Here is a 12,465-nt window from a genome sequence, read left to right as displayed (position 1 = left end):
AACTTAACCACTAAGACTGTGAATAAACTTCATTTTTTAGAATTCCTAAATAAGGAAGATTACGATATTTTTCCGCATAGTCCAAGCCGTATCCAACAACAAACTCATTTGGAAGTATGTAACCTTTATAATCAACTTCCAAGTCCACTGTCCTTCCAGCTGGTTTGTCAAACAATGTAACAATAGTAGTGGATAAAGCGTTTCGACCCTTTAGTATTTCAACTAAATAACTTAATGTTAGTCCGCTATCAATAATATCCTCTACAATTAAAACATCTCTGCCTTCAACAGGTACATCTAAATCCTTTATGATTTTTACAACACCAGAAGATTTCGTTGACTGCCCATAACTAGAAACTGCCATAAAATCAATTTCTAATGGAATATCAATCTTTTTCACCAAATCAGACATAAAGATAAAAGCACCTTTTAAAACACAAATCACTAACGGATTTTTACCTTTGAAGTCTCGGGTGATCACTTCGCCTAGTTCATTAATTTTTTCTTGTATTTGCTCTTCGCTGTATAAAACCTGTTTTATATCGTTATGCAAAAATGTAACCTCCTATAATTTAAAGTATGGATTTTTTGAAAGTAATATGTAATATACTTGAAGTCTTTTCATTCACTTGGGCATGGCTGGAAACGCGAATGCCTGGAATCCATAACACTTGCTGATTGGCATCAACCAAAAGTAGAATTTTTTCTCTTTCTAATGGAGGAACTTTTTCATCAATGAAAATATCTTTTACTTTTTTAGTTCCATTTAATCCTCTTAATTTTATCCTATCCCCTGGTCTCCGATTTCGGACTGATAATGGATATGCAAGTTGATTCTTATCAAAAATAACTTCAGTATGTAATCTAGCTGTATTTTGATTTGTGTTGCTTTGAGAAATGGTTGAAAATCCCAAGGAAGCCATAGATTCAAAAACTTCGATCTGATTTGTATCTTCTTCAACCGTATAACAAAAGCGTTCTACTTCTTTTCGTTTTTGATTTGTAAGTAAAATCTGGTCATACTCTCTTATGAAATCAATCTGTTCACTAACATCCAGCTTCATCGTGGTTGTATTATTTTGTTCTATTGCGTTTCTGCACATCTCAATCATCTTAAATTCAAATGAGTAGGACTTTGAACAAAGATAACTTAATATTAGTTTAATCAGTCTTCTTTGTAAAGCAATGTGAAGGGAAATAAATGACTTTCTTGAAAAATAAAAACCATGCTCATTTTTATTTACAAGCCTTTTAAAACAACGTTCTGTTTCTATCTCCATAAAACCTTGTTCCACGGACATCATTTCTCCAAGTCGATTTAAAGACTGCTCTAATCTTCCATTGTATTTTTTTAAAAATGGAATGGCATCTAGTCTGACCTCATTTCTAAAATACTTCCTTTGTTCATTACTGCTGTCTTTTGTGTAATTCAAATGATTTTGTTGACAATATAAAATAATTTCTGATTTGTATATACGTAATAAAGGTCGTATAAGTTGCACTTTTTTCTCTGTTCTTTTCATTGAAATGCCTGCTAATCCATCCGGACCGGTACCACGTATGATCCGCATCAATATTGTTTCTGCTTGATCATCTGCATGATGAGCTAATGTAATTTTATTCGCATTGTATGCATTAGCCATCTCAAATAAAAAATCGTACCTTTTTTCCCTCGCAGCAGCCTGAGCATTTTTCCCTGATTGTTCAATATATGCAGGCACATTAATTCTTCCAATTTCACAAGGGATTTGTAGAACATTACACCATTTCTGTACCATTTGCTCTTCCTGATCTGCTTCAGACCCACGAAACTGATGATTGACATGGGCTGCAATCAACTTGAATTTCCATCTTGACGATAAGGTATGCAGCATATGAAGAAGCGCTACTGAATCAGGACCACCTGATAATGCTACTACAATTGTTTCTCCCATTTCAAATAATTGCTCATGTTTAATGGTTTTTTCAACGTTTTGAATTAAATCCATATGCCACTCCTCTTGGCTGATTTTTTAGATGCGCTTTCTATGTATTTTGCTTTAGTGCATAAAGCTTAAATACAACGTCAGAAGAAATACAAAAATGGAAGAAGCTAATGCGGGCTCCAACCATGGTAAAATTATTGATTTTGACTGTTCAAAACCAGCACCGTACATTAGTTTTTTCCATTCGTCACAAGCATGTCCAGTTGATTGAAATTTTCCATAAATGGCTTTTTCAAAAAAGGGAATCATGTGTTTGCAGCTTGGATTCATTTTTGCTCTTTTTAGTAAATAAGCACCTTTTTTTTGTTCTGACTTTATTTCTGAAAGGGAGATAGAATCCATCAATATCAAACATAAGATAGCAAAGGAAAAAAGATCATACGCTTCATCTGCCTTCCTATTCCCTTTTCCCCAATATCCACGATCATAAATTTCTGTAAATTGCTTTACAGAACGTCCTTTGGCCGTTACCCCTCCATAATCTATCAGAGTCACACTACCATAATCAGAAACGATCATATTTTCAACTTTTATATCACCAAAAATCCAATTTTTCTTATGTAATTGTTGCAATTGATTTAAAATATTCATTCCAATCAAATAGAACCACTGATATCCATTCCTTTGGATATAGGTTTTAGCGTCCACCCCTTGAATATATTTCATAATATAATAAGGGAAAACATCTCCCTGAAGCTCAAAATCATCAGATTCTACAAAAATTCTTTCCGATGAACCAAGTTCTTCATTGACCTTTTTCAAAACATTAATCTCGGACTGAAGACTAAGATCATCTAGTCCTACCTTTAAAGCGAAACATTTCTGATTGCACTTTACTAAATAAACTTTACCACTTGTACCCTCACCTAGTAAACGTTGAATTGTATACGAGTTTCCACTCCATTTCCCAATCACTTTAAAACCAGGATGCAGAACAAGTTTTGGAATATCATTAGACGATGTAATCACTTAACATCGCACCCTCTTTGTCAGCCTCTGCAGCTTTGTCCAACACTTTAATATCATTTATGGATTGTTTTTGACTCATATATTCAATCACTTTTAATAGTGCAGGACCGGTTGGTGTTGCACCTCTCATATTTATTTTATAAAATAAACGCTTCATAATTGCAAATTCCGTAGACCAATCCAAGTCCTTCTCAGCAAAATCGTTTTTATTTTTTGATCCTGGAAAATGAAACAATGAAACCTCGCTTCTACCTTCTCTAGCTTGCAAACTTAACATTAAGTCATGAACTGCTTCTTCAACCGCAGTAATTTTAGGTTTCATACTTGCACTGGCATCCACTAGTAAAACTACCCGCAATGAGATATTCTCTTCTAAATTCTCTATAACATGAACAACCTTTGCTCTTTGATCAGGGTGCAAGTCCTCTAAAGATGCTGATGAACCTATAATTTGTTCAAGCTCTTCATTAACTACTTGTTGGATCGTATTTACTACCGTTTTCCGAGTCATCATTTGCACAGTCCTAGCTAATTGTTTTGATTGAACAATCTTACTAATGCCACCACCCGCTGCTGCCATTTCTTCAATTTCTCTAGTTCCGCGTAACCCGATATCCCCTTCATCTACTACTCCTATTACATTAACAATAATATTCTCTTCTCGAGCAAGCGCTGCTGCTGTTACTGGATCCACACCTACATTCGAACAACCATCAGTAATGACAATAATTTGCTGAACCATATGATCAAACCTCCAAAATTAATAGATTAATAGAAATAATTTAAATTACTTTATATTATTCCCATCTTTTAAAGGTTTAAAACTTATTTTCCTAACAACCTATTATCCTACGGTTTTTGAGGGTCTTTCAATTTGAGTTTGACCCGTCCATCTAAAAGTAGACCACTCAGGTATATGCTGATCAAGCCTTGCAACAGCAACGGTCATATCATCCGTAATTTCACCATGATTTCGACGGACAACCGTTTCAAATAAACAATCTGCAATTTCCTGAGGATCATCAGTCTGCATGCTTTGTATATTCCGCTTCATCCAAAGCTCTTTATTATTCACCAATCCCGGAGCATCATAAATCCCATCACTCATCATAATTAAAATATCTCCTGGCTGCATTTGCATCTCTATAAGATCTACATCAATTTCATGTAAAATACCAACCGGCAAATTATTTTCTGAAATGATGATGACCTCATCCCCTCTTTTAATAAAGCTGGGTGTAGAACCAATTTTTAAAAAGGTTGTTTTGGCTGTATATAAATCTATTAACGCCACATCAATCGTTGCAAACATCTCATCTGTTGAACGTAAGAACAACACAGAATTTACTGACTTTATGGCAAGCTTCTCATCCATTCCCGATTGAAGTAATTGCTCAAGAATATTAATCGCTGTTCTGCTTTCCTTATGAGCTCGTATTCCATTCCCCATCCCGTCACTTATTGAGACAGCAAACTTTCCGTTTCCCAATTCCGAAACACTATAGTTATCACCTGAAAGCAGCTCTCCACCCTTTGCCACTTCTGTTGCACCTGTAATGACTTCATATTGTTTAGCGGAGGCAAAAGTGACTACATAATAACCTTCTTTAACAGATTCCTCTTTTAACACTGCTATGTTTTCACTTAGAATATTGGACAATAGAGGGGCGATAATTTTCCGGCTTTCATCGAAACCTCTTGTATATTGATGAACCATCTCAATTTCTACATTGCCTTGATCCAAACTTATGATATCCACACTGTAGATAGACAACCCCAGTTCTTCTAAAGCATAACGTATTTGTTCCTCTTGCAGGTTTAATTCTTGTCCCTCTCTTTTAATTTCATCTGCAAGATCTTCCATCACTTTGGATACACCTATAAGCTGATCAGCTACAATTTGCCGGCTGTCTTTCATTTGCTGCTCCCATCTCATATCTTGTTTAAACAAACCATATTGATTTTTCATAATTTCTAACATTTGTTCCGTTTTCACACAGCTGTTTTTCCATTCTATTGGCATATCTTTTTTACTGATTTTCGGATTGTTTTCGATTTGAATCATCATGTCATTCATATAATGATAAGTTTGATTCAACTTCTCACCCCAACATTGCTTTTGTCTCCAACAAGTAGGACATGTTTGTCCTGCTACAGAATCTAAAAGCAGGCCTATTTTCTCCTCACGACCATCCTTTTTTTCAGCTTCACCCAATTGCACAAAACTGCTTGATAGCTGACGAAAAGTTTCAGAAAATTGCCCTACTCTTTGGGCCGTTAATTCTCTCACCTTTTTCGCATAATCAACCTGAGTTTTGACATGTTCTTTTGTCCCAGGTATATATTTGGAGATAGCTTGGATTAAACTTTTTGGAGTTATGAAAAACAATATAATTGCAGCTAGGGTTTCCCAAATAGATACAAGAATTTCAGTTTGTTCACTGTTATACATCGCCAAGATAGAAGTCCCAAGCAACATCCCAGCAGCTACAGCCAATTTCTTACCCTCTTTCACCAAACCTGCTAGTAAACCAGAAAAAGCCAATAAACTAATCTGATGAACAGCATTTATATTTGCTAAGCTAAGGATGATGCCCGATACAACTCCAATCGAGGCACCTAATGATGCTCCTCCGACAAATGCGAATAATAACACAAGATATCTGGACATCATTTGCTCAACTGAAATATCAGCAATAAACCACCCTGTCGCACCTGTAATGACAGAGGCAATTAATATGGTTAAACAAATTACCTCCTCATTTTTTAACTGATATTTTTTTTTCGTCACTGTAAAAACGGATATGGCTTGAATAAAAATCAGCGATAAAATAAAAGTTAAAACGGATTCAACTACAACAAACATTCCACCATACCATGTAAAACCTTTAAACAAGAAGAGATGAAAAAAGTGAACAAAGAAACAAGTTAAAAATACAATCATAGGTATGTAAGATAAATCTCTTTTATCTACCTTCTCAAACCCTTTTTGTAGAAAATAAAAAACTAAAATTTGAATAATAATCGCATTCGAAACCATATAAGATGATGATATTCCACCTACAATCAAGAATAATCCTATCCAATAAACCAAGTCCTTACGCAAATAATATAAGACACCAAAATAAGCTATAGCAAAAGGAGAAAACTGCTCTAAAATTACTGCACGTCCTAATAAAAATGCCATAACCAGCAATAATATCGTTACCTGTTGGTTTTTTAAAAAATCTACTACGAAATCTCTAGCTATGTTTAACCATGACAATTTCATCGTATCGCTCTTTTTAGATTTTAAATGGGTTGGAGGGAAAAAGGATTTTAACAAAGGTTCGCACCACCTATATTGAGATAAGTGTCTCTAGTATATTAGGTATCTACTAGAAAGTTTGTCAAAATGAGGTGGTAGTTTCAAAAAAAAAATCGACAAAAAAAACCTGATTTCAAATCAGGTCCCCGTATAATTGCAAATTCATTCATCATTCATATTTATTTCATATCTTATCGTGTCGATAAATACACAATAACCAAAAAAAGAAATAAAAAAGTGCTGTTGAAAGCACTTTTTTATAAATTTACCGTTATATATTTATTTAAGAACGTTTAGCACCTTTTCTTCCACGTCTGTCATTCTTTTTTTGATTCAAGGAAGACATACGTTCTTCACTGTCTTTTAAAAACTTTACCATTTGATCTTCAAAGGAAAGGTTTAATTTTTTGGGTTTATTTCGAGCACCTCTTTGCTGTGGTCCCTTTTGTGCACCTCTCTGTGGTTGTGAGGGCTTATCTACAGCCTTACGAATTGATAATCCTATTTTACCATCCTTCACTTCAATCACTTTCACAGTAACAATATCATCTACTTTTAGATGATCACTTACACTTTTCACGAAATTATCTGCAATTTCTGAAATGTGTACTAGTCCAGTGACTCCCTCAGATAATTCCACAAAAGCTCCAAAATTTGTTATACCAGTAACTTTACCTTGTAACTTGGTGCCTACTTCAATTGACATAAAATAAATTGTTCCTCCCTTAAAAATAGAACAAAAGCTCTTAGCCTTTGTTGAAACATTGAATTTGAAAAACTATAAATTCTTATGTTAGAACAAAAACTCCTAAAGGAGTTTCTCGGAAATGTCACCGAGTTTCTTTAGAGGTAGTTTTTGTTGAAACTTAGAACTTGAAAATTTATAAATTCTTAAGTTATAAGAAAATCACCGATGGTGAAACATCTCAGTAATACTTCTGCATATATAGGTACTTTCAGTAGTATTATAGTATCCAGAGTATACCTAGTCAATAACTGTGATTACTCTCCATCATATGATGTCTCATTACTTTGTCAGTATTAAAAGTGTTTCATCTTCTTGAGTCATTTGTAAATCAGATCGAATCCTTTGTTCAATATATTCAGAATCCTGTAAACGTGTGATTTCATCGTTATATTCTTCATTCAATTTTTTTGTTTCTTCTAATTCCGCTTCAAGAAGTCCAAGCTGCTCACTTTTTTCGTCCAGTACCTGAACTTGGTTCCATATCGTCATTGTCGCCCAGCCTATAAAGGAAAATAAAATGACCATCAATAATTTGAATCGTCTTTTAAACCCTTTATTACGTTTTGTTTCTTGAGCTTGACGTTCATTCATCTTTAATCCCCCAAGTTTGCTTTTAACCCATCTTATCGTTTCCTAAATCTTTTTATAATAGGATGTATCCATTTTAGTATAAACACTGTAAACGGTTTAAGCAACCACTTTAAAATCCTCCAGAACGGATACAATAATTGTAACATAATTTTGCAGAGGAAAATAGAGATAGCCATAATTATACCTAATAAAATAAGTAAACATCTATAAATAAATTTAAGAGGAGCAATGATGAAGATATAATATAGTTTAATGATAATGCGAATTAGATTTTTTACTACCTTGATACAGATTAGTATTATTTTTATCGTTATTGAACTAAAATAAACATAGTGAAAGATAACTCCAACCGTTAATCCAATAAAAATATAGAAACGAACCTCACCCGAATTGCTTAAATACAACATGCGGAAAACAAACAAGGTTGATAAGATCCAATATACAACATCCAACAAAGAAATAAGCCAACGACGAAAATGAAATTGTGACGCTACAACACGGTATATATCAAATATAACCCCCAACATCATCCCGCTTACGATCATCGTTATCAAAGTAATAAATTGATCGGAAAGGTTCACTTGAATAATTTGCTAAGAATCCCTCTAGATTTTGAGCTGGTAGCGTCTAAATATGCGGTAGTGTTTACCCTTCCTTCTATTGCAACTAAACCCTGTTCTAGGTTTAAGTTTTTGATATGTAAATCCTCACCTGTTACAGTTAAAAATCCATACTCTGTGTCCAATAAGAACTCTTGACTATCAAAACTCTCAACATTCTTTACACCTGAAATTTCAAGAAGTTTTCTATTTAGCATTTTTATCTCTTGTCTTTTCTGACCTGTTTGCTCCTTCATAGCATGTACCCCCCTTCTACCATTACCATATGGGGAAGATTTGAGTTTTAGAACATAAAATTACTAGGGAATGATATCTTGAGGGGAGTAGTGATGTTTTGTTGAAGGTTGGCGGTTGAAATTTGAAAACTTATACATTTTTAAGTTATCAAAAAGAGACTAATTAAAAAATCAGTCTCCTTTTCTTAAAAAATATCATCTTTTGATTTATTCATTTCTTCTTTTAATACAGTATACATTTCATTCGCTTCGTCTTTTCGAGATGTTTCCGAAATTTTATGAATACGAACTGTCACCGTTTTTTGTCCAAAATGAATGGTTAGTTCATCATTTACTCTTATCGAACTGCTTGCTTTAGCAACTTTCCCATTGATCCAAACTCTTCCTTGGTCAGTTACTTCTTTAGCCACCGTTCGACGTTTTATGAGTCGTGAAACTTTAAGAAATTTGTCTAACCGCATTATTTTACTGCTTCTTTAAGTTTGTTACCCGCCTTAAATGCTGGTACTACAGTTTCAGGAATTGTAATTTCTTTACCTGTTTGAGGATTACGTCCAACACGACCCGCACGTTTACGAGTTTCAAATGTACCAAATCCAATAAGCTGAACTTTATCTCCAGCAGTTAACGCACTAGTTACTTCACCAAGAAATCCGTTAAGAACTGTTTCAACATCCTTTTTTGATAATCCACTTTTTTCTGAAATATTGCTAACTAAATCAGCTTTGTTCATTTTAAGTACCTCCTAATAATATACGCCTATCAATTTTTGTAGTTAACTTAACCCGGTTTAACTAATTCTTTATTGTGAAGGAAAATCCTGCTGCAAAGTTAATTTTTTTTAAATATAATACTAATGGACTATTTTTTAGAAAATTTTTGCTTTGCTTCCTGCCATAATTTTTCCATTTCTAATATATTAGTTTGGTCAATTTTTTTTCCTCTTAAACGTAACTCTTGCTCAATAAATGAAAATCTTGCAAAAAACTTTTGATTTGCTATACTTATCGCTTCATCAGGATCCATCTTTAAAAACCGAGCTAGATTAATAAATGAAAATATTAAATCACCCAGCTCTTCTTTTTTTCGTTCAGGATGGTTGGAAGTTTGAAGCTCTTCTTTCAATTCATTTAATTCTTCCATTACTTTTTCAAAAACTTGATCTATATTATCCCAATCAAATCCTACTTTAGCAGCTCTTTTTTGATATTCCAATGCTTTCATCAAGCTTGGCATACCACTCGGGACACTTGATAATATAGATATATTATCAACATCAATTCCTTTTTTCAACTTTTCTTCCTTTTTCATCTGCTCCCAATTCCGCAAAGCTTCTTCTGAATTGTCTGCTGCTTTGTCTCCAAACACATGAGGATGCCTGCGGATTAACTTTTCATTCAATCCAGAAACAACATCATCAATTGTAAAGCTGCCCAGTTCCTCCTCCATCTGTGCATGCAACATTACTTGCATTAAGAGGTCTCCAAGCTCTTCACACATCGCTTCCGAATCCTGTTCATCAATGGTTTCTAGCACCTCATAAGTTTCTTCAATTAAATTTTTGCGTATGCTTTGATGTGTTTGTTCCTGATCCCATGGACAACCTTCAGGACTTCTTAAAATCCTTACTACCTCTCGCAGTCGTTCAAAACTTTTATTTAATAACGATTCATCCGAGTTTTTTGGCACCCATATAAGTGATAGATTGCCATACTGTTGATCATGGTCTAATTCATATAATGGGATTTTTTCAATTTTCTCCTGTCCAGCAACGCCAAGTGCGTGACCTACCACAATTTCATAATCATCAGGATATACTTCCATAAGTGTTAATTTTACATCTGAAGCAACAAAAGAATCATAAACCTGTGCAATAATAGTATGAAGCTGCGGCTGCAGCATGGACGTTTTCATTTCAGAAGCATCTAACAGTTGAAATCCGTCAATCGGATCAAACCCAAACCTTAAAAATGTTTGATCCAAAAAGCTTTCTCCACCCAAGATATGTAATTGTATATTTGTTTGATCACATTCTTCTTTTAACATTTGAACTGTTGACTCAGCAAGCATGGGGTGTCCAGGCACAGCATAAACAACATCTTTTTTATTAGACAATACGGTCTGTGTCAATTCAGAGACTATGGCTTTATATACTTCAGGGAATGAATCATATGATTCATATAAATGATCGAAAGACTGGAATGCAACTTGATTGTGCTCTAAAAATTGCACGACTGGGTGTTGTTTTGTTCTTAAATAAAGCTGTTCAGATTGTTGAATTACCCGCCAAACGCCTAGGCTCAGTTGATTCTCGTCCCCAGAGCCTAAACCTACAATAGTGATGGATAGCGACATCGTTTCACTTCCTCATTTTAATTTTAGTAAGTAAAGGACTTATCTTATTGCTCAAACTTGGCATATGAGACAAATCATCCTCACTGATCGTACGTGAGACAAATATACTGATTAAATATGTCATTGCACCAAAACTCACAGCAAATAATGAGATAATGGTAGCACTCAATCTATACTCTAATCCTTGTGCTATATGATCAAAAATAAATTGAAGTCCAAAATAGATGATGTATATGGATATTCCCATAATGACAATGGAAAAAATCGGTTTTATAAAATAATTTGAAAACTTAATTGAAAATGCCGTTTTTCTATATAATGTTATCAAATTTAAAATACTTGCCGCAACAAAAGCGAATACAGTGGACAGAGCAGCTCCTTCAATACCCCAAAGGGACACAAACCATACATTCAATATTACTTTTAATCCAGTAGCAATCAAAAGATTTACAGCTGGAATGAAAGGGAAGCCCAAGCCTTGTAATATACTTGTAGACACAATATTCAACACACTAAAAACAATCGCAAACGATAAAATAGAAGCACTTAACACACCAAGTTCATTCTCAAAAAGCATAATTAAAATGGGCTTAATGCAAAAAAACAACCCAAAACTTGCTGCGATTCCAATTAACCAAGTAAAACGTATGGATAATTCAGTTTGCACCTTAATTTTATCCTTGTGCCCTTTTAATTTTAGTTCTGCCATCAAAGGAACAAGTGCAACGGAGACCGAGGTAAATATCATAGCAACTAATTGTATAAGAGTAAGGCCACGAGCATAAATCCCAAATTGTTCAATTGCATGAGACTCGTTCAGTCCCTGATATATCCCTATTAACCTTGGCAATGTGAAAGAATCTACAATACCTAGAATAGGTACAACTATAGAACCTAAACATACAGGTAGGGCATAATGAATCAGTTTTTTGCTCAATTTCAGCATAGAACCAATTGTAAGTTCTGTGCTGGCTATTTGAATATGATTTTTTTCCTTCATCCATATGAAAAACATAACAATGAATCCAGCTAATGCACCGGCTGTTGAACCAAAAGTCCCCCCTGCAGCGATCCATTCATTAGAATACCCATTATAGGTTAAGTATAGCAATAAAATAATCATAATAAATACTCGAACAAATTGCTCAATAACTTGAGATATAGCAGTAGGAATCATATTATGTTTACCTTGAAAATAACCTCTTAACGCTGACATTATAGGCGCAAACAACAAGGCAAAGGAAATGCTTTGAATTGCCATGATCGTATGCTCATTATCAATTGCATTTGCGATGATATGCGCACCAAAAAAAAGAAGCGAAAAAAAAAGCAATCCAGACAAAAATAAAATGATACAGGAAACTTTTAATATCTGAAATGCTTCTGCTTCGTTATTTTTTTCCAAACTTTCAGAAACAAATTTAGAAATGGCAACTGGGAAACCAGCCGTAGCCAAAAATATAATTAATGTGTAGATAGGAAATACAGCACTGTAAATGCCAAATGCCTCATCTCCACCAATATTTTGCATTGGAATTTTCTGGAGCGTTCCTAATAACTTTGATATAATGGCAGCTGCTCCTAGTATAGTTACGCCTCTTAGCAAAGTGGATTGTGACATCTTTTTCTCCTAACTTTTTAAATATCCTTTATT

The 12,465-nt window shown here is 34.2% G+C and carries 13 protein-coding genes; all 13 read right to left on the bottom strand.

Features of this window, described 5'->3' with window-relative positions; genetic code table 11:
- Window positions 1-10 precede the first annotated feature (10 nt).
- Window positions 11-553 (bottom strand): hypoxanthine phosphoribosyltransferase, encoded by a 543-nt coding sequence (hpt, locus tag Q5Y73_RS22965; RefSeq protein WP_305994260.1) that lies wholly within the window; start codon window positions 551-553, stop codon window positions 11-13.
- 19 nt (window positions 554-572) lie between these two features.
- On the bottom strand, window positions 573-1,988 hold the full coding sequence (gene tilS, locus Q5Y73_RS22960; protein WP_305994259.1) for a tRNA lysidine(34) synthetase TilS: 1,416 nt from the start codon (window positions 1,986-1,988) through the stop codon (window positions 573-575).
- A gap of 51 nt (window positions 1,989-2,039) precedes the next feature.
- Window positions 2,040-2,954 carry a protein kinase domain-containing protein gene (locus Q5Y73_RS22955; RefSeq protein WP_305994258.1) on the bottom strand — a complete coding sequence of 305 codons (915 nt, stop codon included), beginning with the start codon at window positions 2,952-2,954 and terminating at the stop codon, window positions 2,040-2,042.
- Window positions 2,938-3,696: a vWA domain-containing protein gene (locus Q5Y73_RS22950; protein WP_305994257.1), complete on the bottom strand. Its 759-nt coding sequence runs from the start codon at window positions 3,694-3,696 to the stop codon at window positions 2,938-2,940. Before Q5Y73_RS22950 ends, Q5Y73_RS22955 begins: the two co-directional genes overlap by 17 nt.
- Window positions 3,697-3,798: 102 nt before the next feature.
- Window positions 3,799-6,279 (bottom strand): stage II sporulation protein E, encoded by a 2,481-nt coding sequence (gene spoIIE, locus Q5Y73_RS22945; protein ID WP_305994256.1) that lies wholly within the window; start codon window positions 6,277-6,279, stop codon window positions 3,799-3,801.
- Between the two features lie 265 nt (window positions 6,280-6,544).
- Window positions 6,545-6,967 (bottom strand): S1 domain-containing RNA-binding protein, encoded by a 423-nt coding sequence (locus tag Q5Y73_RS22940; protein WP_305994255.1) that lies wholly within the window; start codon window positions 6,965-6,967, stop codon window positions 6,545-6,547.
- Window positions 6,968-7,288: 321 nt separating this feature from the next.
- Window positions 7,289-7,600 (bottom strand): FtsB family cell division protein, encoded by a 312-nt coding sequence (locus tag Q5Y73_RS22935; protein WP_305994254.1) that lies wholly within the window; start codon window positions 7,598-7,600, stop codon window positions 7,289-7,291.
- A gap of 32 nt (window positions 7,601-7,632) precedes the next feature.
- The gene (gene yabQ, locus Q5Y73_RS24950; protein ID WP_371320264.1) at window positions 7,633-8,181 is read right to left on the bottom strand and encodes a spore cortex biosynthesis protein YabQ; all 549 of its coding nucleotides are present in this window, start codon (window positions 8,179-8,181) and stop codon (window positions 7,633-7,635) included.
- Entirely contained in the window at window positions 8,178-8,456 is a 279-nt protein-coding gene (gene yabP / locus Q5Y73_RS22930; RefSeq protein ID WP_305994253.1) for a sporulation protein YabP, read from the bottom strand. The genes yabQ and yabP overlap by 4 nt, the downstream gene beginning before the upstream one ends.
- A gap of 185 nt (window positions 8,457-8,641) precedes the next feature.
- Window positions 8,642-8,917, bottom strand: a complete 276-nt coding sequence (locus tag Q5Y73_RS22925) for an RNA-binding S4 domain-containing protein (RefSeq protein ID WP_305994252.1) — start codon at window positions 8,915-8,917, stop codon at window positions 8,642-8,644.
- Window positions 8,917-9,189, bottom strand: coding sequence for an HU family DNA-binding protein (locus tag Q5Y73_RS22920; protein ID WP_160647626.1), 273 nt, complete (start codon window positions 9,187-9,189; stop codon window positions 8,917-8,919). Before Q5Y73_RS22920 ends, Q5Y73_RS22925 begins: the two co-directional genes overlap by 1 nt.
- 128 nt (window positions 9,190-9,317) lie before the next feature.
- On the bottom strand, window positions 9,318-10,811 hold the full coding sequence (gene yabN, locus Q5Y73_RS22915; RefSeq protein ID WP_305994251.1) for a bifunctional methyltransferase/pyrophosphohydrolase YabN: 1,494 nt from the start codon (window positions 10,809-10,811) through the stop codon (window positions 9,318-9,320).
- Window positions 10,812-10,815: 4 nt separating this feature from the next.
- Window positions 10,816-12,432: a putative polysaccharide biosynthesis protein gene (locus Q5Y73_RS22910; protein WP_305994250.1), complete on the bottom strand. Its 1,617-nt coding sequence runs from the start codon at window positions 12,430-12,432 to the stop codon at window positions 10,816-10,818.
- Window positions 12,433-12,465: the final 33 nt, after the last annotated feature.

Source organism: Chengkuizengella axinellae, assembly GCF_030730905.1.
Taxonomy (GTDB): domain Bacteria; phylum Bacillota; class Bacilli; order Paenibacillales; family KCTC-33759; genus Chengkuizengella; species Chengkuizengella axinellae.
Note: the sequence above shows the minus strand (reverse complement) of the source record. Positions and strands in the feature narration are given on the sequence as shown.